General features: G+C 70.1%; 21 protein-coding genes and 1 pseudogene. 9 read left to right on the plus strand and 13 right to left on the minus strand.

The features are described from left to right. Positions 1-266 precede the first annotated feature (266 nt). Positions 267-1,301: a LacI family DNA-binding transcriptional regulator gene (locus tag OIE75_RS10460; protein ID WP_307011578.1), complete on the plus strand. Its 1,035-nt coding sequence runs from the start codon at positions 267-269 to the stop codon at positions 1,299-1,301. A gap of 86 nt (positions 1,302-1,387) precedes the next feature. Then, positions 1,388-2,242, plus strand: coding sequence for a phosphatase PAP2 family protein (locus tag OIE75_RS10465; RefSeq protein WP_307011580.1), 855 nt, complete (start codon positions 1,388-1,390; stop codon positions 2,240-2,242). Between the two features lie 10 nt (positions 2,243-2,252). Here the strand turns inward: OIE75_RS10465 and OIE75_RS10470 are convergent, their stop codons facing one another. Continuing rightward, positions 2,253-5,246 (minus strand): bifunctional [glutamine synthetase] adenylyltransferase/[glutamine synthetase]-adenylyl-L-tyrosine phosphorylase, encoded by a 2,994-nt coding sequence (locus OIE75_RS10470; RefSeq protein ID WP_329470459.1) that lies wholly within the window; start codon positions 5,244-5,246, stop codon positions 2,253-2,255. Positions 5,247-5,434: 188 nt separating this feature from the next. Between OIE75_RS10470 and OIE75_RS10475 the strand changes: the two genes are divergently transcribed. Then, positions 5,435-5,881, plus strand: a complete 447-nt coding sequence (locus OIE75_RS10475) for a VOC family protein (protein ID WP_307011583.1) — start codon at positions 5,435-5,437, stop codon at positions 5,879-5,881. A gap of 19 nt (positions 5,882-5,900) precedes the next feature. Here OIE75_RS10475 and OIE75_RS10480 read toward each other — a convergent pair whose 3' ends face one another. The 3 genes from OIE75_RS10480 to OIE75_RS10490 form a co-directional block, all read right to left on the minus strand. After that, a complete protein-coding gene (locus OIE75_RS10480; RefSeq protein ID WP_329470460.1) occupies positions 5,901-7,655 on the minus strand; it encodes an NAD+ synthase in 1,755 nt (584 codons plus the stop codon). Between the two features lie 88 nt (positions 7,656-7,743). Next, the gene (locus OIE75_RS10485; protein WP_329470461.1) at positions 7,744-8,370 is read right to left on the minus strand and encodes a DUF305 domain-containing protein; all 627 of its coding nucleotides are present in this window, start codon (positions 8,368-8,370) and stop codon (positions 7,744-7,746) included. Further along, a complete protein-coding gene (locus tag OIE75_RS10490) occupies positions 8,367-9,035 on the minus strand; it encodes a DUF3105 domain-containing protein (RefSeq protein WP_329470464.1) in 669 nt (222 codons plus the stop codon). The genes OIE75_RS10485 and OIE75_RS10490 overlap by 4 nt, the downstream gene beginning before the upstream one ends. A gap of 292 nt (positions 9,036-9,327) precedes the next feature. On the opposite strand from OIE75_RS10490, the gene glnA reads away from it, so the two are divergent. After that, positions 9,328-10,689 (plus strand): type I glutamate--ammonia ligase, encoded by a 1,362-nt coding sequence (gene glnA / locus OIE75_RS10495; protein WP_125492400.1) that lies wholly within the window; start codon positions 9,328-9,330, stop codon positions 10,687-10,689. 27 nt (positions 10,690-10,716) lie between these two features. On the opposite strand, the gene OIE75_RS10500 is transcribed toward glnA, so the two are convergent. The 5 genes and pseudogenes from OIE75_RS10500 to OIE75_RS10520 form a co-directional block, all read right to left on the minus strand. After that, positions 10,717-11,580 (minus strand): hypothetical protein, encoded by an 864-nt coding sequence (locus OIE75_RS10500; protein WP_329470466.1) that lies wholly within the window; start codon positions 11,578-11,580, stop codon positions 10,717-10,719. 41 nt (positions 11,581-11,621) lie between these two features. Further along, positions 11,622-12,365: a hypothetical protein gene (locus tag OIE75_RS10505; protein ID WP_329470468.1), complete on the minus strand. Its 744-nt coding sequence runs from the start codon at positions 12,363-12,365 to the stop codon at positions 11,622-11,624. Continuing rightward, a complete protein-coding gene (locus OIE75_RS10510) occupies positions 12,365-13,681 on the minus strand; it encodes a putative T7SS-secreted protein (protein WP_329470470.1) in 1,317 nt (438 codons plus the stop codon). Before OIE75_RS10510 ends, OIE75_RS10505 begins: the two co-directional genes overlap by 1 nt. A 2-nt stretch (positions 13,682-13,683) precedes the next feature. Further along, on the minus strand, positions 13,684-13,989 hold the full coding sequence (locus tag OIE75_RS10515) for a hypothetical protein (protein WP_307011598.1): 306 nt from the start codon (positions 13,987-13,989) through the stop codon (positions 13,684-13,686). A gap of 244 nt (positions 13,990-14,233) precedes the next feature. Then, positions 14,234-14,399: pseudogene (locus tag OIE75_RS10520) on the minus strand (ATP-binding protein); the annotation flags it as partial. 174 nt (positions 14,400-14,573) lie between these two features. Here OIE75_RS10520 and OIE75_RS10525 point away from each other — a divergent pair. The 4 genes from OIE75_RS10525 (at position 14,574) to OIE75_RS10540 (ending at position 20,478) form a co-directional block, all read left to right on the plus strand. Next, positions 14,574-15,002, plus strand: a complete 429-nt coding sequence (locus tag OIE75_RS10525) for a CU044_2847 family protein (protein ID WP_329470472.1) — start codon at positions 14,574-14,576, stop codon at positions 15,000-15,002. Between the two features lie 77 nt (positions 15,003-15,079). Continuing rightward, positions 15,080-19,495 (plus strand): serine protease, encoded by a 4,416-nt coding sequence (locus OIE75_RS10530; protein WP_329470474.1) that lies wholly within the window; start codon positions 15,080-15,082, stop codon positions 19,493-19,495. A gap of 227 nt (positions 19,496-19,722) precedes the next feature. Then, positions 19,723-19,875, plus strand: a complete 153-nt coding sequence (locus tag OIE75_RS10535) for a hypothetical protein (RefSeq protein ID WP_307011602.1) — start codon at positions 19,723-19,725, stop codon at positions 19,873-19,875. Between the two features lie 393 nt (positions 19,876-20,268). Continuing rightward, positions 20,269-20,478 carry a hypothetical protein gene (locus tag OIE75_RS10540; RefSeq protein WP_329470476.1) on the plus strand — a complete coding sequence of 70 codons (210 nt, stop codon included), beginning with the start codon at positions 20,269-20,271 and terminating at the stop codon, positions 20,476-20,478. A 31-nt stretch (positions 20,479-20,509) separates the two neighbouring features. Here OIE75_RS10540 and OIE75_RS10545 read toward each other — a convergent pair whose 3' ends face one another. Together OIE75_RS10545 and OIE75_RS10550 are read right to left on the minus strand one after the other, a co-directional pair. Then, positions 20,510-20,707, minus strand: a complete 198-nt coding sequence (locus OIE75_RS10545; protein ID WP_329470478.1) for a DUF397 domain-containing protein — start codon at positions 20,705-20,707, stop codon at positions 20,510-20,512. Further along, complete coding sequence (locus tag OIE75_RS10550; protein ID WP_329470479.1) at positions 20,704-21,558, minus strand: helix-turn-helix domain-containing protein; 855 nt, start codon at positions 21,556-21,558, stop codon at positions 20,704-20,706. Before OIE75_RS10550 ends, OIE75_RS10545 begins: the two co-directional genes overlap by 4 nt. A gap of 231 nt (positions 21,559-21,789) precedes the next feature. On the opposite strand from OIE75_RS10550, the gene OIE75_RS10555 reads away from it, so the two are divergent. Beyond that, positions 21,790-22,626 (plus strand): alpha/beta fold hydrolase, encoded by an 837-nt coding sequence (locus OIE75_RS10555; RefSeq protein ID WP_307011609.1) that lies wholly within the window; start codon positions 21,790-21,792, stop codon positions 22,624-22,626. A gap of 191 nt (positions 22,627-22,817) precedes the next feature. On the opposite strand, the gene OIE75_RS10560 is transcribed toward OIE75_RS10555, so the two are convergent. Next, positions 22,818-24,038, minus strand: a complete 1,221-nt coding sequence (locus OIE75_RS10560; protein WP_329470480.1) for an MFS transporter — start codon at positions 24,036-24,038, stop codon at positions 22,818-22,820. A gap of 101 nt (positions 24,039-24,139) precedes the next feature. Then, positions 24,140-25,192, minus strand: coding sequence for an endonuclease/exonuclease/phosphatase family protein (locus OIE75_RS10565; RefSeq protein ID WP_329470481.1), 1,053 nt, complete (start codon positions 25,190-25,192; stop codon positions 24,140-24,142). Positions 25,193-25,399 lie beyond the last annotated feature (207 nt).

Consider the following 25,399-nt stretch of genomic DNA (forward strand, 5'->3'; position numbering starts at 1 on the left):
TTGTAAGCGCCGCGAAAGGTCTTGCAGCAAAAAAGTGCAAGACATCTCCGAAGTTATCCGGGCGTGACCTCCTGGCGACCACCATGAGACGCTTGTTTACAGGGGTCGAGCGGTATCCGGCCGGTTGTGCAAGACTCTGCAAGCTCTTGCCGCCACTTTCTCGAGGGAGCGCGATGACGCAGCAGCCCGCGCCGGGCCGTCCAACAGGCCGTCCGCGGCGCCCGATCGGTGTGCAAGGCGGCGGCCGACAGGTACAGTCCACCCCTGTGACCACACGGCTTGCCGACATCGCCGCCCAGGCGGGGGTGAGCGAAGCGACGGTCAGCCGGGTCCTCAACGGGAAGCCGGGCGTCGCCGCCACCACCCGCCAGTCCGTACTCGCCGCCCTGGACGTCCTGGGCTACGAACGCCCCGTGCGGCTGCGCCAGCGCAGCGAGGGCCTGGTGGGCCTGATCACCCCGGAGCTGGAGAACCCGATATTCCCGGCGCTGGCCCAGGTCATCGGCCAGGCGCTGACCCGCCAGGGATACACGCCGGTCCTCGCCACCCAGACCCCGGGCGGCTCCACGGAGGACGAGCTGACCGAGATGCTGGTCGACCGCGGGGTGGCCGGCATCATCTACGTCTCCGGACTGCACGCCGACACCACCGCCGACATGCAGCGCTACGAACGGCTGCGCGCCCAGGGCGTGCCCTTCGTCCTCGTCGACGGCTTCTCGTCGAAGGTGCAGGCGCCGTTCATCTCCCCGGACGACCGGGCCGCGATGAGCCTCGCGGTCACGCACCTCGTCTCGCTCGGCCACACCCGGATCGGGCTGGCCCTGGGGCCGAAGCGGTTCGTGCCCGTGCAGCGCAAGATCGAGGGCTTCGTCCGCACCGTCCAGGACCAGCTGGACCTCAGCGCGGACGTCGTGGAGAAGGAACTCGTCCAGCACTCGCTGTACACCCTGGAGGGCGGCCAGGCGGCGGCCACCGCGCTCATCGCCCGCGACTGCACGGCGGTGGTCTGCGCGAGCGACATGATGGCGCTCGGCGCGATACGGGCGGCCCGGCAGCAGGGGCTCGACGTGCCCAAGGACATCTCGGTCGTCGGCTTCGACGACTCGCCGCTGATCGCCTTCACCGACCCGCCGCTGACGACCGTCCGCAAGCCGGTCCCCGCGATGGGGCAGGCGGCCGTGCGCACGCTGCTGGAGGAGATCGCCGGGACGCCCGCGCCGCACAGCGAGTTCGTGTTCATGCCGGAGCTGGTCGTCCGCGGCTCCACGGCTTCCGCACCGGGCGAGCGCAACCGCTCCTGACGTCCGCCCTCCGCGCGGCGGATGCGGGCCACAGCGCACGGGGGGATGATCGGTGGAAGATGTCTTTTCTGGCAGACTCCATGCCTATGGGTGACGCGACCGTGAGGACTCCGGAACGCCGTGCAGAGGCCGTTCCGCACCCCGTCACTGAGGGGACGGGGCGGGGGCTCCTGCGTCGGCTCCGTGCGCCGCGCCGGCCCCGTCTGTGGTTCGAGATCCTGCTGATCGCGGTGAGTTACTGGACGTACTCGCTGATCCGCAACGCGGTGCCGGAACAGCGGTCGCAGGCGTTGCGCAACGCCGACTGGATCTGGCGGGTCGAGCAGCAACTGGGCGTCGCCGTCGAGGAGTCGGTGAACCACGCCGTGAACTCGGTGACTTGGCTCATCGTCGGGATGAACTACTACTACGCCACGTTGCACTTCGTGGTGACCCTCGGTGTCCTGGTGTGGCTCTACCGCAGCCATCCCGGCCGCTACGCCGCGACCCGTCTCGTCCTCTTCGCGACCACGGGCGTCGCGCTGGTCGGTTACTACCTGTATCCCCTCGCCCCGCCCCGTCTGATGAACGGCGGTCGGTTCATCGACACCGTCATGGTCCACCAGACGTGGGGGTCGATGGCGTCCGGCGACCTGAAGAACATGTCCAACCAGTACGCGGCGATGCCCTCGATGCACATCGGGTGGTCCGTCTGGTGCGGGCTGACGATCTTCGCGCTGGCGTCCGTGCCGTGGGTGAAGGTGCTGGGGCTGCTGTACCCGGCGCTGACGCTGGTGGTGATCGTGGCGACCGCCAACCACTTCTGGCTGGACGCGGTGGGGGGCGTGCTGTGCCTGGCGTTCGGCTACATGGTGGCGGCGGTCTGGTACGGCAGCCTGCCCTACCAGCTGCCGCGGGTGGCGGCGGCGCGGAAGGGGGCGTGGTCGCCCACGCGGGCGTAGCCGCGGGGCATCACGCGTAGAACAGCTCCTCCACCACCGCGCGTGCCCTGCGCGCCGTGCGCCGGTACTCGTCCAGCATGTCGCCCGCGTGACCCGGGCCGTGGCCCAGGTAGCGGCCGACCGCGGCCAGCTCGCGCGGGTCGGTGGGGAACGTGTCGCCGGCCCGGCCGCGGACCAGCATCACCGCGTTGCGCACCCGCGTCGCCAGCACCCACGCCTCGTCGAGGATCCCGGCCTGCTCCGCCGGGATGAGCCCGGCGCCGGACGCGGCGGCCAGCGCGGCACGCGTCCGGGTGGTGCGCAGCCCGGCCTCGGTGTGCCCGTGCCGCAACTGGATCAGCTGCACGGTCCACTCCACGTCGGTCAGCCCGCCGGGGCCCAGTTTGGCGTGCAGCTTGGGGTCCGCGCCGCGCGGCAGCCGTTCGGACTCCATCCGGGCCTTGAGCCGCCGGATCTCCCGTACGTCGTCGTCGCCGAGCCCGTCCGCCGGGTACCTGAGCGGATCGATCAGCTCGGTGAACCGCCGCCCCAGGTCCGCGTCCCCGGCCACTATCTCGGCCCGCAGCAGCGCGTGCCGCTCCCACGCCAGCGACCAGCGGCGGTAGTACGCCTCGTACGACTTCAGGGTCCGCACCAGCGGCCCGGACTTGCCCTCGGGCCGCAGGTCGGCGTCGATCAGCAGCGGCGGGTCGGCGCTCGGCACCTGGAGCAGGCGGCGCAGCTCGGCGACGACCTTGTTGGCCGCGTCCCCGGCCTCCCGCTCGTCGACGCCCTCGCGGGGCTCGTGCACGAACAGCACGTCCGCGTCCGAGCCGTAGCCCAGCTCGTGGCCGCCGAACCGGCCCATGCCGATGATCGCGAACCGGGTCGGCAGCGTGTCGCCCCACCCCTCCCGCACGACCGCCCGCAGCGTCCCCGCCAGCGTCGCCGCCGTCAGGTCGGAGACCGCGTCGCCCACCAGGTCCACCAGGGCGCCCTGGTCGGCCTCGACGGGCTGCGCCTCGGTGCCGTAGGAGCCGACGATGTCCGCGGCGGCCGTGCGGAACAGCTCCCTGCGCCGCACCCCACGGGCCGCGGTGACCGCCTGTTCGCCGCCGTCGGCGCGCCGGACCGCGGCCATGATCTCCTGCTCCAGCTGAGGGCGCCCGCGCGGCGTGAGTCCCCCGGCCGCGCCGTCGCCGAGCAGCGCGACCGCCTCGGGGGCCCGCATCAGCAGGTCGGGGGCGAGCCGGCCGGCGGAGAGCACACGGGCGAGGTTCTCGGCCGCCGCGCCCTCGTCCCGCAGCAGCCTGAGATACCAGGGGGTCTTGCCGAGCGCGTCGGAGACCTTGCGGAAGTTGAGCAGGCCCGCGTCCGGGTCGGCGGAGTCCGCGAACCAGCCCAGCATCACCGGCAGCAGCGTGCGCTGGATGGCCGCCTTCCGGGTGACGCCGGACGCCAGCGCCTCCAGGTGCCGCAGCGCGGAGGCCGGGTCGGCGTACCCGAGGGCGACCATGCGTTCGCGGGCCGCCTCGGGGCTGAGCCGGGCCTCGCCGGGCGCGAGCTGGGCGACGGCGTCGAGCAGCGGCCGGTAGAACAGCTTCTCGTGCAGCCGCCGCACCACGGAGGCGTGCCGCTTCCAGGCGCGCTGCAACCCGACCACCGGGTCGGTGCGCAGGCCCAGGGAGCGGCCGAGGCGGCGCAGGTCGGCCGGGTCCTCGGGCACCAGGTGGGTGCGCCGCAGGCGGTGCAGCTGGATGCGATGCTCCATGGAGCGCAGGAAGCGGTACGCCTCGTCGAGCTGGGCGGCGTCCGCCCGGCCCACGTACCCGCCCGCGGCGAGCGCCTCCAGGGCGTCCAGCGTCGTACCGCTGTGCAGGGAGGTGTCGGACCGCCCGTGCACCAGCTGGAGCAGCTGCACGGCGAACTCGACGTCCCGCAGGCCGCCGGGGCCGAGCTTGAGCTGGCGGTCCACCTCGGCGGCGGGGATGTTCTCCACCACCCGGCGGCGCATCTTCTGCACGTCGGCGACGAAGTTCTCGCGGTCGGCGGCCTGCCACACCAGGGGCTGGAGGGCGGCCACGTACTCGGCGCCGAGGCCGGGGTCGCCGGCCACCGGGCGGGCCTTGAGCAGCGCCTGGAACTCCCAGGTCTTGGCCCACCGCTGGTAGTAGGCGACATGACTGCTGAGGGTGCGCACCAGCGGCCCGTTGCGGCCCTCGGGGCGCAGGTTGGCGTCGACGGGCCAGATGGAGCCCTCGACGGTCGTCTCGGAGCAGATCCGCATCATGTGCGAGGCCAGCGAGGTCGCGGCCCGCAGCGCCTTGGTCTCGTCGGCGTCGCCGACCGCCTCGCCCACGAAGATGACGTCCACGTCGGAGACGTAGTTCAGCTCGTGGCCGCCGCACTTGCCCATCGCGATCACGGCCAGCCGGCACAGCGCGGCGTCCCCGGGCGCGGCCTCCTCGGCGATGGCCAGGGCGGCGCGCAGGGTGGCGGTGGCGAGGTCGGCCAGCTCGGCGGCGGTCTCGGCGAGGTCGATGGTGCCGCACACGTCGCGGGCGGCGATGGAGAGCAGGCAGCGCCGGTAGGCGACGCGCAGCGCGACGGGGTCGGTGGCCTCGGCCAGGCCGCGTTCGAACTCCTCCACGCCGGGGTGCAGGTCGCGGGGCTCGTAGGTGACCAGGGCCTGCCAGTCGCCGGCGTGCCGGGCCAGGTGGTCGGCGAGGGCCTCGGAGGCGCCGAGCACGCCGAGGAGCCGGTCGCGCAGCGGCTTGGCCGCCACCAGGGTGTCCAGCAGCTCCTGGCGGGCGGTGGGGTCGGGCTGCGCCTCCAGGAGCCGGACCAGGCCGTGCAGGGCCTGGTCCGGGTCGGCGGTGGCGCCGAGCGCCTCGAGGAGCACGGGATCGGAGCGGACCTCGGCCAGTTCCGCGGCGTCCAGCAGCCTCTCGGCGGCCGAGGGGTCGGTGAAACCGTGCCGCAGCAGCCGTGTGAAGGTACTGCTCCTGCGCCCCGGCGCCGTCATCTCGGCCTCCTGTCGGACCCTGTGGGATGGACCTGTGGGATCAAGGTCGTACGGCCCGAGCGTAACCGGGGTTCGGCCGCGGGGCACCGAACGGGCGGCGTACCGGGCGGGAAGCCGCTAGCTTGTTGGACACCGCGGCCGGCGCCGAGACCGGCACGGATGCCGTAGGAAGCCGAAGGAGTCATGCCATGGACTTCACCCTCGAGGTCGTTCCGCTGCCCGTGAGTGACATCGACCGGGCCCGGGACTTCTACCGGGACAAGGTCGGCTTCCACGTCGACATCGACCAGGAGGTCATGCCGGGGATGCGCATCGTCCAGCTGACGCCTCCGGGCTCCGGCTGCTCGATCGCCCTCGGTGACGCCATCTGGGACATGGCGCAGGGGCAGACCCGGCCGGAGCCCGGTTCGTACCAGGGCCTCCAGCTGTGCGTCGCCGACATCAAGGCGGCCCACGCGGAGCTGTCCGGGCGCGGCCTGGAGGTCTCCGAGCCGGTGCAGTACGCGCCGGACGACGGCGCGACCTTCATGTACTTCAAGGACCCGGACGGTAACGGCTGGGCGGTCCAGGAGTACCGGCGCCGGGTGGCGGAGCCGCTGCACAAGGTGCTCGCGGAGCAGCGGCCCCAGGGCTGACCGGTGCCGTGCCGCCGTCTCAGCCGGTCTCCCGCCAGCGGTTGGTGACCGGCAGGCGGCGGTCCTTGCCGAAGCCCTTGGCCGAGATCTTGGTCCCCGGCGGGTACTGGCGGCGCTTGTACTCGGCGGTGTCCACCATGCGCAGCGTCCGCGTCACCAGGTCCCGGTCGAACCCGGCGGCGACGATCTCGTCCGCGCCCCGGTCCCGGTCGACGTACAGGTCGAGGATGGCGTCCAGCACGGGGTAGTCCGGCAGTGAGTCCGTGTCGACCTGGCCGGGGCGCAGCTCCGCGCTGGGCGGCTTGGTGATCGAGTTCTCCGGGATCGGCGGGGTCTGCCCGCGGGCTTCGGCCGCGCGGTTGCGCCATTCGGCGAGGCGGAAGACCGACGTCTTGTACACGTCCTTGATGGGCCCGTACGCGCCCACCGAGTCGCCGTACAGCGTCGAGTAGCCCACCGCCAGTTCCGACTTGTTGCCGGGCGCCAGCACCAGGTGGCCCTCCTGGTTGGAGAGCGCCATGAGCAGCGTGCCGCGCAGCCGGGACTGGAGGTTCTCCTCGGCCAGGCCGGTCAGGCCCAGCGCGCCCATGTAGGCGTCGAACATGGGCGCGATCGCCACGGTCCGGTAGTGCAGGCCGGTGCGCCGCGCCAGCTCGGCCGCGTCGTCCTTGGAGTGCTCGGAGGAGTACCTGGACGGCATCGACACGCCGTACACGTGCTCCGCGCCCAGCGCGTCGCAGGCGATCGCCGCGACCAGCGCGGAGTCGATGCCGCCGGACAGGCCGATCAGCACGGAGCGGAAGCCGTTCTTGGTGACGTACGCGCGCAGTCCGGCGACCAGCGCCGAGTAGACCTCCTCGTCGTCGTCCAGCGGCTCGGCGCGGCCGCCGGACAGCGCGGTCCCGTCGGCCGGTACCGGGTCCTCGGACAGCACGACCCGCTCGATGCGCAGACCGTCGTCCACCACGCCGGTGGGCGCCTCCGGCTCGGCGGCCGGCAGGTCGAGGTCCAGGACCACGCACTCCTCGGTGAACTGCGGGGCGCGGGCCACGACCGCCCCGTCCCGGTCGACGACGATCGAGTCGCCGTCGAAGACCAGCTCGTCCTGCCCGCCGGTCATGGCGAGGTAGGCGGTGGTGCACCCGGCCTCCTGGGCGCGCTTGCGCACCAGCTCCAGCCGGGTGTCGTCCTTGTCGCGCTCGTACGGGGAGGCGTTGACGGAGAGCAGCAGTCCGGCCCGTGCCGAGCGGGCGGCGGGCACCCGGCCGCCGTCCTGCCACAGGTCCTCGCAGATGGCGAGCGCGACGTCGACGCCGCGCACCCGGACCACGGGCAGGGTGTCGCCGGGGACGAAGTAGCGGAACTCGTCGAAGACGCCGTAGTTGGGCAGGTGGTGCTTGGCGAAGGTGAGCGCCACCTCGCCGCCGTACAGCACCGCCGCCGCGTTCTGCGGGGCGCCGGCCGGCTGGCCGTACTTCGGCTGGGCGGTCGCCGAGCGGTCCAGGTAGCCGACGACCACCGGAAGGCCGCCGAGGCCCTCCTCGGCGAGGCGCGCCGCGAGGGCGCGCAGGGCGCTGCGGGACGCCTCCACGAACGACGACCTGAGGGCCAGGTCCTCCACGGGATACCCGGTGAGCATCATCTCGGGGAACGCCACCAGGTGGGCTCCCCGGTCGGCCGAGTGCCGGGTCCGGCGCAGGACCGCCGCCGCGTTCGCGTCGAGGTCGCCGACGGTTGAGTCGATCTGGTTCAGGGCGAGTCGTAGTCGAGGCACCCGCCCAGTGTAATCGTCAGAACGACACAATGGGGTGACGTGCCGGTGTCCGCCTCATGTCGGGGGCCTCCTCATGTCGGGGGCCTCCTCATGTCCGGGGTTTCGCGCCCCGCTCCGCCAGCAGGTCCGCCATCAGCCGGATCTCCGACTCCTGCGACTCCACCATCCCGCCGGCCAGGCGCTTCTCCACGCCGACCGTGCACTTCTCGACGCAGCCCCGGGCCATGTGGACGCCGCCCTGGTGGTGCTCGGTCATCAGCTGGAGGTAGTAGACCTCGGCCCGCTTCCCGTTCAGCGTGCCGAGCTTCTCCATCTCGGCGTCGGTGGCCATCCCCGGCATCAGGGAGCCCTCACCGGCCGACGGCGCCCCACCCATGCCCATCCAGCTCATCGGCGGGTCGGACGACACCTTCGGCAGCCCCCACAGGTCGAGCCAGCCGATCATCATGCCGCGCTGGTTGGCCTGGGTCTGCGCGATGTCGTACGCGAGCCGCCGGACCTCCTCGTCGTCGGTGCGGTCGCGCACGATGTACGACATCTCCACGGCCTGCTGGTGGTGGACCGACATGTCGCGCGCGAACCCGGCGTCCGCGGAATCGGCGGACGGCACCCGGCTCGCCCCGTCGTCGCCCGCGACGGCGTAGGTGATCCCGCCGGCCGCGACGAGGACCGCGGCGGCGGCCCCCGCGGTCCAGCCGGCCCGTTTCGGTGTCACTGGGAGAGCCCGTTGGTGCACGCGGCCCCCGGCTCGGGGGTCTGCTCGCCCTGGACGAACTTCTCGAAGAACTTGTCCACGTTCGGGTCTTCGGCGCCCGTCACCGTGCGCTGGTGGCCCCAGGCGGTGAGCATGATCGGGTCCTGCTGCTTCTCGTCCGGGCTCATCAGCGAGTACGGCGTCTTCTTGACCTTGGCGGCCAGCTTCTCGACGTCTGCCTTCGGGGCCGCGTCGGTGTACGTCACCCACACCGCTCCGTGCTCCAGCGAGTGCACGGCGTTCTCGTTGTTCAGCGGCTTGGTGTAGACGTCGCCGTTGCAGTTCATCCAGGCCTGGTTGTGGTCGCCGCCGACCGGGGGGTTCACGGGGTAGCTGACCTTCTTGGTGACGTGGTTGCGGGCCAGGTCCCCGTCCCAGGTCTTCACCCCGTCCTTGCCGGTGACGAACTTGCCGGAGTTCTTGCCGTCGGACGCGGTGTCGTCGGAGGAGTCGTCGGACTGTCCCCGGACCAGGAAGACGCCGCCGACGACGAGACCGGCGACCACCACGGTGCTGACCGCGATCGTGAGGATCCGGTTCCGGCGCTCACGCGCCTCCTCGGCACGCCGCATCTCGGCTATGCGGGCCTGTCGCGCCGTGTTGCTGTTCTTCTTCGCGGAACCCATGGGGTGCAGCCCTTCTGGGAAGTCTTCTGCCATCGAGCGGGGTGGCCGGGTCCGCTGATCGTAAGCGTGGAAGGCCGCTCCTTCGTAGCTAGATCACAGGATCCGTCCCGGGCGGATCCCCGGAATGGCCCGATCGAACAGGTGGCCTCTACGCTGCGGTCATGGGGTGGGCCGGCCAAGCGGGGCCCGCAACGCATTCGAAACGGCGCTGTGGTGTGATGCACAGGTGCCCGACCGCCTCCCGCCGTACGCGAGACAGGCGGCCTGACCAGCGAGGATGGGGAAGCGGAAGATGGACAAGCAGCAGGAGTTCGTGATCCGGACGCTGGAGGAGCGCGACATCCGGTTCGTACGCCTTTGGTTCACGGACGTGCTGGGCTTCCTCAAGTCCGTCGCCGTGGCCCCCGCGGAGCTGGAGCAGGCCTTCGACGAGGGCATCGGCTTCGACGGCTCGGCCATCGAGGGCTTCGCCCGCGTGTACGAGTCCGACATGATCGCCAAGCCCGACCCGTCGACCTTCCAGGTCCTGCCCTGGCGCGCGGAGGCCCCCGGCACGGCCCGCATGTTCTGCGACATCCTCATGCCGGACGGCTCCCCGTCCTTCGCGGACCCGCGCTACGTCCTCAAGCGCGCCCTGGCCCGCACCTCCGATCTGGGCTTCACCTTCTACACCCACCCGGAGATCGAGTTCTTCCTGCTGAAGGACAAGCCGGTCGACGGCTCGATCCCCACCCCCGCCGACAACTCCGGCTACTTCGACCACACCCCGCAGAACATCGGCATGGACTTCCGGCGCCAGGCGATCACGATGCTGGAGTCGATGGGCATCTCGGTGGAGTTCTCGCACCACGAGGGCGCGCCGGGCCAGCAGGAGATCGACCTGCGCTACGCGGACGCGCTCTCGACGGCGGACAACATCATGACGTTCCGCCTGGTCATGAAGCAGGTCGCGCTGGAGCAGGGCCTCCAGGCCACCTTCATGCCGAAGCCGTTCTCGGAGTACCCGGGCTCGGGCATGCACTCGCACCTTTCGTTGTTCGAAGGCGACCGCAACGCGTTCTACGAGTCCGGCGCGGAGTACCAGCTCTCCAAGGTCGGCCGCTCGTTCATCGCGGGCCTGCTGCGGCACGCGGCCGAGATCTCGGCGGTCACCAACCAGTGGGTGAACTCGTACAAGCGCATCTGGGGCGGCTCCGAGCGCACGGCCGGCGCGGGCGGCGAGGCCCCGTCCTACATCTGCTGGGGCCACAACAACCGCTCCGCGCTGGTCCGCGTCCCCATGTACAAGCCCGGCAAGACCGGCTCGGCCCGCGTCGAGGTCCGCTCCATCGACTCCGGCGCCAACCCGTACCTCACCTACGCCGTCCTGCTGGCCGCCGGCCTCAAGGGCATCGAGGAGGGCTACGAACTCCCGCCGGGCGCGGAGGACGACGTCTGGGCCCTCTCCGACTCGGAACGCCGGGCCCTGGGCATCGAGCCCCTCCCCCAGAACCTCGGCGAGGCCCTCGCCCTGATGGAACGCAGCGACCTGGTCGCCGAGACGCTCGGCGAACACGTCTTCGACTTCTTCCTGCGCAACAAGCGGCAGGAGTGGGAGGAGTACCGGTCGCAGGTGACGGCGTTCGAGCTGCGGAAGTCTTTGCCGGTGCTGTAGGGGCCGGGGGCCGGACGGCCCCCCGGTTCAGTCGTGGGGGACTTCCTCGATCACCGTCTCTGCGAACCGCCACGAGCCCCGATTTCCCAGCGCCTCTGCGCGCAGCCCCATCTCCCAGGCGATCCGGGCCGCCCGCTGCTGCGGGACATCGGGGTACTCCTCGGGCTGGACCTTGATGTAGCCGCGCCGGTCGACGGGTTGGGTGCGCAGCACTTCGCGCAGTTTCTGCTCCTGCTCGTCCGGCGTGGTGGAGTCGCCGGTGACGCGCTTGTACGCCTTGCCCGTGCCGACCGGGCGCTTCCGCTCCTCCCTCCGGCTCGCGGCGTCCGATCCGCGCCATGTCATCCACCCGACTGCGCCGAGCGCAGCCAGGCCGGCCGCCCCCGCGCCGAGCAGCTCACCGGTGGCGTCCGCCTGCCCTGGCGTCCGGGGGCGGAGTGCTCCTTCCGGATCCGCGAGCACGGTCAGTTCCTGGCCGACGTCGTAGAGGTCGGTCGTCGTCTCCAGCTCCGGCCCGGGCACGCGGGAGCCGTCCTCGCGCCGCAGCTCATAGTGGGAGTGGCGGGCCTTGCGACCCTGAGCCGGGTCGAGCCGCTCCTTCACCACCGTGGCCGTGACCTCCTCGCCACGTTGTTGCAGCGTGAGGTCGTCGCGCCCCAGGTCGAAGACGTACACCGACACCACGGAGGTGAGCACGACGAACAGCGCCGCGTATGTGCCCGACTCCCGAGCACCGAGTCTCCGGATCAGTGCGACGAGCAGCAGCCCGTGCACGACCCACAGAGCGATCTCAACGAAGGGCCCGGTTCCGTCGACGAGGAGGAACATCGCCGCGATCACGGCGATCGTGTAACAACCGATACCGATCGCGAGCAGGACGGGATACTTCATGCGCCTCCCGCGGGCCTCGTCCCTTGCCTGCCCGACGCTGATCATGCTCGTTGCTCCGTTCCTCCGGCGTCCTGGACTTCGGCCTTCACGGCATTCTCCACACCCGGTTCCTCGTCCGAGATCGACTTCATGATGCCGCCGAGCACTTCGAGGTATTCGGTCCAGTGCTCACGGTCCTCGGTCATGAAGACGAACAGGACCGACCCGGGCCCGGCCTTCAGCGGAACGCTGAGCTGCACCTGCCGCATTGTGGCGGGTACGGAATCCTCCTGCCCGAAAAGTGCACCGGGGATTTCCAGGTCCAGGTCCCGGATGCACAGGGCGGCCATGCCGTACGGGAGCATCACCATTCCCACCTCGGCGTCCGGATGCAGCTCACGCCATTGAACAGCCGTGCGCTTCGCCGAGCCGCGTCGGTCCTGGAAGTCGGGGCCCGTCTCCGGCCGCTCGACCATCACGCAGAGGGTGCCCTGCGAAAGCTGGTCGTCAGACATGCGCAACAGACAACTGGATACGTGAGCGGCGCCCGCCTCGATCATCATCTGGAAGATGTACTCGCTCGAGACGACGAGGCTGAATTTCTGCTCCGGCGGCACCGAGGGGAACAGTACGTCGGCCGCCTCCGCCATGCGCACGACGCGCGCCTCCGGATCCTCCTGGAGGTCGAACTCCACGAAGCCCGGTGGCCGCACGAACCAGAAGTCGGGAGTCTCGTCGAGGGATGCAAAGGGCGTCGCGGCCGCCTCCGGTGCCGAGGCGGGTATGGGGTCGGGAGAGGAAGCCATCAGTCCGTCAGCTCCCAAGCGCCCAGCCCTACGGCGCTGCCGACGGCGACGAGGCCGCCGAACTTGCCGCCGCCGGCACCCGTGGCGATGTTGGCAACTCCGGTGCCCCAAGTGGCGGCGTCGTAACGGCCAGTGCTCGTCTGGTAGGCATTGATCGCGGTAGGTGCCGTCCACGCGAGCTGTGCGGCTGCCTGAATGCCCTCCGTCGCGGTGAGAGCGGTGCCACGCGACACACCCAGCTTGGCAGCCGCCGCCATCACGGGCTTGTCGATCACGGCGGCAACCGGATCGGCCGCCTTCATGGCGTTCTTCGCCACGGAGCTTCCTGTCTTGATGCCGACCTTGGCCCCGTTGACGAGGCCACCTGCTCCGCGCCCCGCCTTCAATCCGGCCATGACACCCGCCTTGGCCGCGCCAACACCGGGAATCATGCCGAGCGCGTCGCCGCCCAGGGTGAGCCAGTTCCCGATGTTCGGGCCGGTGGGCGGGAAAAGTCCGTCCGCGCCGTAGGACGCCGCGTGCGCGAACAACGCCACGGCGCTGAGCCCGATCGCCAGCGGCGCGAGGACGGGGCAGAAGATGGCCACCACGCCAATGACCGAGGCGGCGACCGTGATCCAGTCGGCGTGGCTTTTCACCCACTCGCCGATGTCGGTCAGTAGTTCGCCCACTTGACCGGGCAGGTCGGCGATGGCTCTGCCAAGATCCGCGATGGCGTCCCCGAGCTTGTCCCACATGCCGGGCTCGTCGGGGGCGATGTCCATGGCGTTCTTGAGCCGGTCAGCTATGTCCTTGCCGTATTCACGGTAGTTTGCGGCCATCCGGCGGCCTTTGCGGCGGAGTTCCTCCAGCTCGAGCTTCTTGGCGTTCACTGCGCGGTCGGCGTCCTGGACCTTGTCCTCGTGGTCCTGGGTGTCCTTCTTCTCGTCGTCGGCGTTCTTGAGCTTATCGGCCTTCGTGTGCGCCTTGCCGAGCTGCTCGTCTACCTCGGCCGCCTGCGCCTCCAGCCCTACCGCGTCCCCCTGCTTGTCTTCCATGTACGCCGCCCAGTCCTCCAAGGCGGTCGCGGCGGCGCTGAACGAGTCACGGGCGTCGTCCATGCGGGGACGGAATTCGTCGTCGAACTTCTCCCGGAACGTTTCCGCCGCCTTCCCCTTCCAGTCGCCCACGCCGGTTCCGTGCAGCACATCGGATATCTCTACGAGTGCCTTCGCCGTCCTGCGCACTGTCTTGGCCACGTCATCGGCGACCGTGTGGTCGCCGGGGCAGGGCACGAATCCGAGTGCCGGAAAGTCCTCTGGTGTCGCCGCGGCCACGATTACTTGCCGCCCTTCTTGCCCTGGCTCTTGTGCGCCTCGGCGAGCTCGTGGTCCAACGCCTCGAAGGATTCCTTCACCGTGAGCAGCGCCTTGGACGCCTTTTCGGAGAACTTGGTCAGTTGCTTGATCCCGTACGACCACTCATCACCGAAGTCGTCCATGCGCCTTGCGAGTTCCGGCACCCCCATGGCATCACCGGTAACCTGCTCCATCTCACGGCCCGGCTTCTTCATCAGGAGCGCTATGTGGTCCATATTGTGTCGCACCCGCATCAGCACTTCGTAGTCCGCCGACAGATCGCTCACCGTGCCCCCGTTCCCGTTCGGTTGGTGTCCCCCCAGCCCCGACCTCCTCGCGGGGACGGATGGATCAAGCCCTTCGACGGTATCCAAGGGGTTCACGTGACACCATGCCGGGGCCAGTCGGGACAGCGGCCCGGCTTCCCGTCGGAGTGGGAACGCTCAGCGAGCGGGGCGGGAGTCGCCGGCGTCCAGGAGGACCGAGGCGTAGAAATGCCTGAGCGTTCCGAGCGGTCTTCGCGCCACGCGGTCAGAAGGCCGCTTTCAGCTCCGACGAGGGCGCCACGGTGGCCGACCGCGCGATCCCGATAGAGCGGGATGCCCTGGTGCGTCTCCGGTCAATGAGGACGCCCCGTCGGTTGAAGGCGCTCCGGGCGGCCTGAGAGCACCCTGCCGGTGGTAGGCCACCCTTGGGGTCGGCGAACCAGGCCAGGACAGCCTTGCTGGGTCATGGGCATGGGTAACGGGACACCAACACACCACGCCGGTCGCCCCTGTGACTCCCGATGCAGAGCCCGATAGTCTCTGCCTCACCTCACGAGCCACCCAACTCAGTTATTCGGAGGCTCAGTTCCCGATCGAGGAGCGTCATGCCGCTGTCTGAAGGCCAGGCCCTGTACGCAGTCGAAGTGCCGCTGGGGAGCGACGGCGAGGTCGTACGAGTGCAGGTGAACGACCGCGGAGAGGACGTCGTGCGCGTCGGACGTGGCAGCCGTGCCATCACCCGGGCCGAGCAGTCCCTGGAACAGATGCTGGATGTCGTACGGCCGGTCGCGGACGCATTCGTCGGCCGCTGCCGTGGCATGCTCCGGTCGCCTGACGAGGCGACCCTGGAATTCGGCATGTCGCTCTCGGCCGACGCGAAGGTCCTCATCGCGGGCTCCTCTGCGGAGGCCAACTTCTCCGTCAGCCTCACCTGGCACAGCAGCCCCGCCGGTCCGGACGCCGTGCCGGAAACCGAGCCCGGCCCGGATGCCGCGAGCCGAGTCCCGGAGGGCCACCCCGCCTCCAGCGGCTGAGTCGCGCGGGTCAGGCCGGGATCGGCCTGCGCACTGCCAGCACCCTCCTGCTCTCTCTACCGCTCCGAGGAGGCCCGGTGTACGACCAGGACGAATCCGGCCGAACCGCGTTTGGGGCCGGGCACGGTGAACACGAGGACGCCGACACCATCCTCGCCGCCGGGACGGTCCGCCTCCGTGACCTGCACGGCGACTCTGCCGGGACCGGATTCCTTGTCGGCGACGGGCTGGTCCTCACCTGCGCCCATGTGGTGTGCGACGCGCTCGGGAAGCCCCGCGACACCGAGGTGCTTGCGGGCGCCCGTGTCACGTTTGATCTGCCGCTCCTCGCAGGGGCGGGAGTCCCGGGGCAGGGCATCGAAGCGGAGGTGGCGCACTGGATACCGATCCGGGAGGACCGGGGCGGTGATGTGGCCGTGCTTCGAGTACTCTCACCGGCACCGGAGGCGAGGCCGCTGCCCACCAGCCCGTCCCGGCGCCTGTGGGAACACGGGTCCCGCATCGTCGGCTTCACCGGGGCCTCCGACCGGCCCGTGTGGCAGCGGGGCAGTCTCCTCGGCCCTGCTGGGAAGGGCTGGGTACAGCTGTCCCGGGCCGACGGTCAGACGGTCCGTGTCACCGGCGGTTTCAGCGGCAGCCCGGTCTGGGACAACGCTCTCGGCGCCGTCGTCGGCATGATCGTGGCCGCGGAGCCGGCACGCGACGACCAGCAGGCGTACATGTTGCATCTCGGGGCGCTCGCCGACGAGATCCCCGCTCTCGCCGACGCGCTCTTGGCCCCGACGCCCTTCCGTGGCCTGGAGCCCTTCCGCGAGGAGGACGCCGACGTCTTCTTCGGCCGCGAGGAGGACACGGAGACCGTGGTCACCGCCCTGCGCGGTGACCGTGCAGCGGTGACGTTGTGCGGCCCCTCGGGGTGCGGCAAGTCCTCCCTCGCCCTCGCGGGGGTGGCGCCCGTGATGCGCCGCGCCGGCCACGAGGTGGTGATCATCCACTGCGGCCGCACCTCCCGTCCGATGGATGCCCTGGCGGTCGAACTCCTCGAACTGGGACGCCAGAAACGGTTCGGGCCGCCGCGCGCCACCGGCCTCGAGCGGGTCGTCACCTGGCTGACCGGGGCAGGCCTCGCGGACACCGTCCACCGGCTCACCGGCACTGCCACCACAGACCTCCTCGTCGTACTGGACCAGGCCGAAGCTCTGCTCGACCTGCCCGAGGAGGCCCTCACGGCCCTCTTGTCGGTGCTGTTCCCCGCCCGGCGCACCGCCGGAATGCGGGTGCTGCTCACCTTGCGCGCCGACTTCATTGACGCCGCCCTCAGCCACGAGCACCTCGGACCGGTGCTGAAACGGGGAGCCGTCCTGCCGCTGACCCCGATGACCCGGGAGCAGCTCCAGGCAGTCATCACCCGCCCCGTGGACCGCGTCCCCGGTGTCTCCTACGAACCGGGGCTGGCCCGCCGCATCCTCGAGGACGCCGGCAGTGAGCCCGGCGCCCTCCCCCTGCTCTCCTTCGTCCTGCGGCACCTGTGGGAGGAACAGTCGGGCGGCCGACTGAGGGTCGAGGCGTACGAGAGGGCCGGCGGCGTATCCGGCGCACTGCGCAGGCACGCGGAGGAGGCTTGGCGGAAATACGTACCGTCCGTGTCCGGGACCGGCTCCCCAGACGCCGCAGACTCCCCGGAGGCCCCTGACCCCACGGAAACCACCAGGCACGCGCGACGGCTCCTCGCCGGACTGGTGCGAGTGGTGCCGGGAAGCGGCGCACCCGCACTGCGGCGGGTGCTGACCCGTGCGGAGGCCGGCGAGCAGCGCTGGCACCTGGCCGTGTTGTTCGCCGGGAAGGACGAACGTCTGCTGGTGCTCCACGGCGGGGCCGGAGTGCCGGAGAGTGTGGAACTCGCCCATGAGGCCCTCATCACGGCCTGGCCGACTCTGTCCGAAGTGGTGCGCGAGGACCGTGACTTTCTTGCCGCGCGGACGGAGTTGCAGCACGACCGGGAACGCTGGGAGAGAGAAGGCTGTACCGACGAGCTCCTGCCACGAGGTGCCCATCTCGCCTCTCTCGAGAGCCGTCTTGCGGGACGCACCGACGAACTGACGGCGGCTGAGACCGACTTTCTCGGCGTCGCGGACCGGCAACGCCGCGTGTTGGAACAACTGCACCGTGCCCGGCAGAGGCGCCTCCGATGGGCATGGGTGGCCGGCAGCCTCGCTATGGTGCTCATCGCCGCCTTGAGCGTGTTCTTCGTCCAGGCGTCCCGGGTGAGCAAGGAGCGGGCGGCGGAAGGCCGGTCCAGGACGCTGGCCGTCCAGGCGGACGAGCTGGCCAAGACGAATCCTGCCCAGGCCGCTCTGACCGCGATAGCGGGATATGACACCTCCCCGACGCAGGAGGCCCGCAACGCGTTGATGCGACGGTACTCGGAGATGATGAAGGCAAGTTGGGTCCTGTCCGGACTGGATTCCGACATCGAACAGGCGAGTATGAGCGCGGACGGCAAGGTGACCCTGGTGACCACCGTGGGCGGTCGCGCGACCTTGTTCCTCCGCTCCGACGACGGACGGGTGCGACAGGAGAACCTGCGGCTGGGCCAAAAGGTCCGCAACCCTCAGGTGAGCGGCGACGGCCGGAGAATCGCCTACTTGCGCGAAGCCGACGTGCTCCTCGCCTGGCACGAGGTGACCACCTCCGGGAAGCGCCTGGTAGGCACGGCTCACCTGCTCCGGCACGCACAGGCACGGGACAAGGACGGCTCCATCCTCGCGGTCAAAAGTTCCCGGTTCTCTCCCGACTCGCGGTTCCTGGTGGAAGCCTCCCAGGTGACCGAAGGACTGCCCCTCCTGGTCTGGGATCTCTCCAGCGGTCGTCCTCACGAAGTGCCGGGGGGCATCACCGACGTGCGCTGGATCTGGTTCGGTGCGGACAGCGGAACCCTGGTCGCGTGGAAGGGTCTCAAATTCGAATTGGGAGGGGGAGAGCGCTCCTCTCTGCTGGCTATTGATGTCGCCACCGGGTCCGTCCGTGAATTGGCCCATGATTTCTACTCCATTCCCGAGGTGTCCTGGGACGGGAAAACGGCTGTTGTCTGCCACAAGCAGGGGGAGGACGTCCGCCGTTACCAGGCCATCCGGGTGTCGGACGGCAGAATCCTCCGCAGCCAAGGGCTCAAACTGTCGTCCTGCCGGAAACCGGAGTTCGACACGGCAGGCCGCAATTTCGTCGTCGAAGGGCCCGGCTCGGGTGAATGGTCCCGTATGGCGATCCACGGTGACGCGGCGCCCGAACGGCTGGCGCCCCGTCAGCGACTCTCCACTTCGATCGGCGTCGAACGCCTGCCCCTCCTGACGTCCGGGTCGGAAAGCGTGATGCCGTTCGCCGAGGGCCGCACGGTCACGGGCGTCAGCATGTCCGGCGGCCCCTCCAATCCGGCACACGGTTATCCGGTGCTGCTCGGTGACGGTGACCGGATGCTGGTCCGCAGCGACGGCGGCAAGGCGCTCCGCATTATGGAGACGAGGCCCGGGGCACGCACCCTCGCCCGGGCCGAGACTCCCGGAACACCGCCCACCGAGGAACAGCCTCTTGTCACCGACAAGGAGGAAACCCTGGTGGCGGACGTCTCGGACCACAAAAGGGTCACGGTCCGCACCCTGCCCTCCCTGCGCCGGCTCAGCCAATTCACCGTGTCCGCGCCGCCCCTCGACGATGCGACCGGAGAACCGGGCACGATCGACATCATGTTCCAGAGCGACGACAGGGTGGTCACCTTGTCAGGTTCGGTTCTCGAGTACTGGGACGCACGGCGAGGGCGCCGGCTCTCGTCCGCCGTCAAACTTCCGAGCCTAGGGCTCAGTAGTGCCGAAGCCCCGTCCTTCTTCATGGGGGCCCATCCGGACCCGGCGTATGTAACGGTGACTGTGCAGGGAGAGCCCGATGTGCACACGATCGACCTGCGGACGGGAAGAGAGGACAGGAAGCAGCGCATTGACCTCGCCGAGGACCTGCTCACCGCGGAGTATCTGCCGGACACGCGCTACATGGCAGTGCTCACCACCGGCAGGATCGTCGAGATCTGGTCCGTGGAGAAGGGGGCGCCGCCGGAAAAGGTGCTGGGGCCGTTCGGACCGCTCGAACCGCATCGCTGGACGATGGGGTCCTCCGGCGGATCCGGATTCTTCCTCGCCTACGAGAGCACCATGGTCCGTCTCCGGGCCGACGATCCGGAACACCGGGACACCTTCGTGTTCTCGAAGATCCAGCGATTTCTGGACGCCACCAAGGACGGCAGGACCCTGCTGAGCATGCCGGTGCGGGGTGATCTGGACGACCCGTCCAGCACGGGAGGCCTGTTGACACTCTTCCACCTCGACCCCGCGCTCTGGAAGGAACACCTCTGCGGTGTCGTCGGCCGGGAGCTCACGGCAGACGAACGCACGGCCCTTTCCGGTGAGCTGCCGGAGAGATCGTGCCCCGATCCCGAGCAGGACTGAGGCCGGAGCCGTACCGGTCGCAGGTGACCGCCTTCGAGTTGAGAAAGTCACTGCCGGTGCTGGGAGGGCCTGAGTGCGGGTCGGAGAGAAGGAAGGCGTGGTTCCTCTCCCCCACGGGGTAGCCGGTCGCCATGACGGAGCGCCGGCGGTCAGGAGATGCGGCCACGCCTTCATGGCACCGACGCCGGCGGGTGTACTGGCCGGCAGTGTTGGCCTACGTGCTTGCCGTGGCGGGTCTCGCAGCCGCGTTCTGGCACTGGGTGAGGGGCAAGTCCTGGGACGACTCGCTGTCCTTCGCGCTGACGGTGACGATGTCCGCGATCGGCAGCCAGTGGGCAGCCGCAATCATCCGGCGGAAGGCCGGTCGCGGTGACGGCTGACCGTCGGGAGTGGCACGGGTTGCGCCCGCCCCTTCGGGATGACGCCGACCTGCGCCAAACCTCCCTCGGACCTGCACACCGTTCATCGCACGGTCGCAGGGGACGCTGTGGCGGACGCTCACCGCGCCCCCTGTGGCCGTCCCGGCTCCTGGGAGCGCTGTCACCGGCTGAGAAGCGTGAAGACGCGGGTTTTTTCAGCGACCGTGTGCGCACACTCATGAATGCGGAGCGCCCATCGTCTCGCTGTCAACAACACGCGGATGGTGGGCCGTTCCCCACCGTGCTTTGATCGGTGCACGGCACGCTGGTGGCCGGTTCCGGCCCCCCTCGGAATACGGGCGGGCGTGCCTCACCGCTCCCCCATTTTCGTCGGCACGAAAGGTAAGACCTGCCATGAACCTCGTCCCCCAAGTCGAAACGGCTGAGATCTCCGACGCGAGCCTGGACCAGGTGTCCGGCGGCAACATCGCCATCGGCGCGGCCCTGATAGCGGCCGACGGCCAGTTCGGCGCCGGCCTCCACGCGGAGTCCGGCTGCATCGGCCTCACCACCGGCGTCGGCGCCTCCGCCATCCACGGCGACGCGCACACGACGGTGGCCTGAGTCACCCCGATTTACGCGCGCGGGCCCCGGATCATCGTGTCCGGGGCCGCCTCACGAACGCGGTCCAGACCTCCCGGGCGACGGCGAGGCGGGGGCCGTCGGGGCGCTTGGAGTCACGGATGTGGATGGCGACGGGGGTTATCGCGACCTCGACGCAGTCGCTGGGGTTGCTGCTGTCGCTGTAGCTGCTGGTGAACCAGGTCAGGTCGGACGCGTTTTCGCGGCTCATGTCTCCCCAAGCAGTTTTTCGATGAAAGCCGTTGATTCCCGGGCGGTCAGCGCCTCGGACCGGATGATGCCGTAACGCAGTTCGAGGATGCGGATGTGCCGGGGATCTGTGACGGGACGGTTGCCGAACTCGTCGTCAGCCCGGCCTACTGCCGTGCCGTCGCCGAACTTGAGCACGTGGATCCGTCCTCCCGTTCCCGGATGATCACCTCGAGATGTCGGCATCACCTGGATCTCGACGTACGGCAACCGCGCCATCTCAAGCAGGTGTTCGAGCTGACGACACAGCACCATCTTGCCCCCTACCGGGCGCCTCAGCGTCACCTCTTCCACGACAAAGCTGAGTTCGGGAGCGGGCTCCCGATCGAAGATCGTCCTGCGAGCCATCCGTGCGGCGAGCGCCCTCCCCAGTTCTTCCTCCGACAGCACCGGCCGCCGCGTACCGAGCAGGGCACGGGCGTACTCCTCGGTTTGCAGGAGGCCGTGAACGTTGTGGATGCCGTACGAAAGCGACTCGACCGCGCAGGACTCCAACTTCGCCAAATCCCGCACCTGCTTGGGATACCGGACCCTCTTCACGTCCTCCCACGTCGCCGCGAGAAGCCCACCCGCCTCCAGCACCTGGTCCGCCTTCTCCAGGTACTCCCGGCGAGGAATCCGCTTCCCGCCCTCGACCTTGTAGACGAGGTCCTCCCCGTAGCCGACGGCGATGCCGAAGTCACCGGCCCGCATCCCCGCCGCCTCGCGTCGCAGTTTCAGCTGCCGCCCGACCGTGGCCAGGACCGCCACACCCCACTCGTCGTCCGGGTCGACCTCCCAACCCGGCTCGTCCGCCTCGCCGTTCACCGACATCCGCATCCCTCCGCCGTACGCGTTGTATCGCGACGGGCGACACGGTAGGGAAGGCAGCCAGGCCCTGGTGCCGGAACGGGACTCCATCCACGCCAACGGGTGATCCGAGATGTGAGGGCTTCGGCGTCGAGCGCCTGGCGCACCGATGAGTTTTGTGCGCTGCAGGGGTCTCCTGTTGGCAGTAACGCACACCACAGCAGTACGGCCCCTACATGAACCGGAGAGACAAACATGGCAACAGCGCGAGAGCAGTCGGCCGGAGCCGAGGCCCGTGTCGTCTCCGCAGACGGCACCGAGATCGCATTCGAGCAGTCGGGCCGCGGCCCGGCCGTCGTCCTGGTTGCCTCGGCGCTGGCAGACCGCTCGGACACGACCAAGCTCGCGGCTCTCCTGGCCCAGCACTTCACTGTGGTCAACTACGACCGGCGCGGACGGGGTGCCAGCGGTGACGCCCATGCTTACGCCCCCGACCGCGAGATCGAGGACATCGCCGCGTTGGTCGAACACGTCGGCGGTTCGGCGTCGCTGTTCGGCTCGTCCTCCGGAGCGGTCCTCGCCCTGCGCGCGGCCGCTGCCGGAGTGAACGTCGACCGTCTGGCTCTGTATGAGCCGCCGTTCGTGGTCGCCGAAGGCGACGACGGGCCGCCCAAGGATCTCGCACAGCAGATCACCGTGATGCTTGCGGAAGGTCGGCACAGTGACGCGGTCAAGTACTTCATGACGAGAGTGCAGGGCATGCCCGGCATCGCCGTGTTCTTCATGAAGCTCATGCCGAAGATGTGGGCAAACCTCACCAAGCTGGCCGGCACTCTGCCCTATGACATCGCGGTCATGGGCGATACCCAGCAGGGCAAGCCGCTCGATGCCGAGGAGTGGAAAGGGGTGGCCGTACGCACCCGGGTGTTGACCGGTGGCAAGAGTTCGGCCGCGTTCCAGCGCGCAGCCCTCGCCCTCACCGAGATCCTGCCGCAGGCCGACCACCGCACCCTGCCCGGACTCAACCATGGCGCCGTCGTCATGGCCCCGAAGAAAATCGCCCCGGAGATCATCGAGTTCATCAAGGGATGAGCTTGTCGTTCGAGCGGTTCGGCGGCGCTTGGTACCGCTCCTTGCACTCGGGGCGGAGCGACCCAAGTCCGACTGACCGCCGAACCCCGAACGACCAGGCTCGGTGCGAGCTCCACGGGTCGTACACGGTCAGCGTACGGGCGCTCGCACCTGCCGGCGCCGGGCTTCGCTGCCGCCGCGAGGGACGCCCCTCACCCCCGTACCCTCTCCACCCCCTCCACCACGTGTGCCGCCACCACGCGCTTGCGGGCCGTGGCCGTGACGGCCGTCCGCCGGTCCACCGCCCAAGCCGCCCCCGCGACCCCCAGCCCGAGCACCGCCAGCCCCGCCCCCGCCAGGGCCGGGGACGTGACGCCGAAGCCGGCCGCCAGGGCGAGGCCGCCGATCCAGGCGCCGCCGGCGTTCGCGAGGTTGAAGGCGGCCTGGTTGGCCGAGGAGGCGAGGGACGGGGCCGCGGTGGCCTTCTCCATCACCATCAGCTGGAGGGGGGAGCCGGTGATGAAGGCTGCCATGCCCAGCAGGGCCACCGACACGGCCGCCGTGACCGGCGTGCGCATCAGGACGGGGAAGAGGGCGAGGACCACGACCAGCGAGGCGAGGCCGCCGAAGAGGGTGCCGCGCAGGGAGTGGTCGGCCAGGCGGCCGCCGAGCAGGTTGCCCGCGGTGGCGCCGACGCCGAAGAGTGCCAGCAGCAGCGTCACGCTCGCGTCCGCGAAACCGGCGGCGTCCGTCAGCATCGGCGTGATGTAGCTGTACGCCGCGAAGAGCGCGCCGAAGCCCGCGACCGTGGTGCCGAGCGCCAGCCAGACCGGCAGGGAGCGCAGGGCGGCCAGTTCGCCGCGCAGGCCCGTGGTGGGGGCGGGGGCGTTCTCGCGCGGGATCAGGACGACCAGGGCCGCTATCGCCGCCACGCCGATCGCGCTCACGCCGACGAAGGTGGCCCGCCAGCCGAGCGCCTGACCCATGGCGGTGGCCGCCGGCACGCCGACGATGTTGGCGACGGTGAGGCCCAGGAACATCAGGGAGACGGAGCGGGCCTTGCGTTCCGGGGCCACCATGCCGGTGGCGACGACCGCGCCGACGCCGAAGAAGGCACCGTGCGGCAGGCCGCTGACGAAGCGGGCGGCGAGCAGGGAGATCTCGCCGGGCGCCACGGCCGACAGGGCGTTGCCCAGCACGAAGAGCGCCATCAGGGCGATGAGGACGGAGCGGCGGGACATCCGCGTGGTCGCCGCCGCCAGCAGCGGGGCGCCGATGACGACGCCCAGCGCGTAGGCCGACACGAGGTGGCCCGCGGTGGGGATGGAGATGTTCAGGTCGTCCGCGACGTCGGGCAGCAGGCCCATCATCACGAACTCGGTGGTACCGATGCCGAAGGCGCCCACGGCAAGGGCGAGCAGGGCCAGGGGCATAAGGGGGCGTGCCTTTCGAGAGCGGAGTGCGTAAGGGAGGGACGACTGTATGTTCCCCTACGGAACAAAGGCTCTCAGGGCAGGTATTCCACGGGCGAACTTCAGGAGGCCGTTGTGTCGACCTTCACACGCGCGGCGATCGGCAGGTGGTCGCTGCCCGTCGACGGAAGGGTCCAGCTCGTCATCGGCTCGACCCCGTCGACCAGGATCTGGTCGATGCGGGCCATCGGGAAGGACGCCGGCCAGCTGAAGCCGAAGCCGTTGCCGACGGCGCCCTGCGGGGAGCGCATCTGCGAGGTGATCGCGGTGAGCGAGCGGTCGTTCATGGTGCCGTTGAGGTCGCCGAGGAGGATCTTGCGGGGCAGCTTCTCGTCGGCGATGGCCTCACCGAGGGCGTCGGCGCTCTTGTCCCGCTGCCGGGCGGTGAACCCCGCCTCCAGCTTCACCCGGACGGAGGGCAGGTGGGCGACGTACACCGCGAGCGGCCCGGACGGGGTGGTGACGGTGGCGCGCATCGCGCGCTTCCAGCCCAGCTGGATGTCCACCGCCCGCACGTCGGCGACCGGGTACTTGCTCCACAGCCCCACGGTGCCGACGACGGCGTGATGGGGGTACTTCGACTCCAGCGCCTTCTCGTACGTCGGTACGGCGGACGCCTTCAGCTCCTCCAGGGCCAGCACGTCCGCGCCCGACGCGGACACGGCGCGGGCGGTGCCGGCCGGATCGGCGTTGTCGGCGTTGACGTTGTGCGTGGCCACCGTGAGGTCGCCGCCGCTGCCGGTCTTGTCGAAGAGCAGGCCGCCGAAGAGGTTCAGCCACACGCTCACCGGCAGCACCAGCGCGATCAGCGCCGTCGCCGACTTGCGGACCACGGCGATCACCAGCAGGACCGGGATCAGGAGGCCGAGCCACGGCAGGAAGGTTTCGGTGAGGCTGCCGAGGTTGCCGATGGCGTTCGGGATGTGCGAGTGGGCCGCCATGACCGCGGAGAGGAGGAGCGCGACCGCGGCCGTGACCAGGCCCCGGGTCCAGATCCGCCGGTCGCCCCGCCAGCCGGTGACCACCCGGCCGACCAGGCGCCGAAGCCGGTTCCCCCGGTGCTCGGGATCCGAGCCGCCGTTGTCCGTCTCCGTCATGTACGCCTGCTGCGCCATACCGTCGCCTCACTGCCCGCCGTGCTCACCGTCGCCCCCGTGACTCAGCACCATAGGGGATGATCGGTTCCGATCCTGCCGTCCTTCGACGGCCGTACGGGCACTGGGACGAACGAGTCGCCGCGCGGAGTTCCACATCGCTCCGGGTCGGGTCGCTCTGTGACAGAACGGGCACATTTCACCCCGTGAGCCGTTCGGTGGCACGTG

The sequence above is a fragment of the Streptomyces sp. NBC_01723 genome (assembly GCF_036246005.1).
Taxonomy (GTDB): domain Bacteria; phylum Actinomycetota; class Actinomycetes; order Streptomycetales; family Streptomycetaceae; genus Streptomyces.

What these genes read in the sequence shown, in the direction of transcription:
- OIE75_RS10465 (WP_307011580.1), top strand. Translation starts at nt 1,388, where the DNA reads ATGGGTGACGCGACCGTGAGGACTCCGGAACGCCGTGCAGAGGCCGTT.
- OIE75_RS10470 (WP_329470459.1), bottom strand. Translation starts at nt 5,246, where the DNA reads ATGACGGCGCCGGGGCGCAGGAGCAGTACCTTCACACGGCTGCTGCGG.
- OIE75_RS10475 (WP_307011583.1), top strand. Translation starts at nt 5,435, where the DNA reads ATGGACTTCACCCTCGAGGTCGTTCCGCTGCCCGTGAGTGACATCGAC.
- OIE75_RS10490 (WP_329470464.1), bottom strand. Translation starts at nt 9,035, where the DNA reads ATGGGTTCCGCGAAGAAGAACAGCAACACGGCGCGACAGGCCCGCATA.
- glnA (WP_125492400.1), top strand. Translation starts at nt 9,328, where the DNA reads ATGGACAAGCAGCAGGAGTTCGTGATCCGGACGCTGGAGGAGCGCGAC.
- OIE75_RS10500 (WP_329470466.1), bottom strand. Translation starts at nt 11,580, where the DNA reads ATGAAGTATCCCGTCCTGCTCGCGATCGGTATCGGTTGTTACACGATC.
- OIE75_RS10505 (WP_329470468.1), bottom strand. Translation starts at nt 12,365, where the DNA reads ATGGCTTCCTCTCCCGACCCCATACCCGCCTCGGCACCGGAGGCGGCC.
- OIE75_RS10525 (WP_329470472.1), top strand. Translation starts at nt 14,574, where the DNA reads ATGCCGCTGTCTGAAGGCCAGGCCCTGTACGCAGTCGAAGTGCCGCTG.
- OIE75_RS10540 (WP_329470476.1), top strand. Translation starts at nt 20,269, where the DNA reads ATGAACCTCGTCCCCCAAGTCGAAACGGCTGAGATCTCCGACGCGAGC.
- OIE75_RS10545 (WP_329470478.1), bottom strand. Translation starts at nt 20,707, where the DNA reads ATGAGCCGCGAAAACGCGTCCGACCTGACCTGGTTCACCAGCAGCTAC.
- OIE75_RS10550 (WP_329470479.1), bottom strand. Translation starts at nt 21,558, where the DNA reads ATGTCGGTGAACGGCGAGGCGGACGAGCCGGGTTGGGAGGTCGACCCG.
- OIE75_RS10555 (WP_307011609.1), top strand. Translation starts at nt 21,790, where the DNA reads ATGGCAACAGCGCGAGAGCAGTCGGCCGGAGCCGAGGCCCGTGTCGTC.
- OIE75_RS10560 (WP_329470480.1), bottom strand. Translation starts at nt 24,038, where the DNA reads ATGCCCCTGGCCCTGCTCGCCCTTGCCGTGGGCGCCTTCGGCATCGGT.
- OIE75_RS10565 (WP_329470481.1), bottom strand. Translation starts at nt 25,192, where the DNA reads ATGGCGCAGCAGGCGTACATGACGGAGACGGACAACGGCGGCTCGGAT.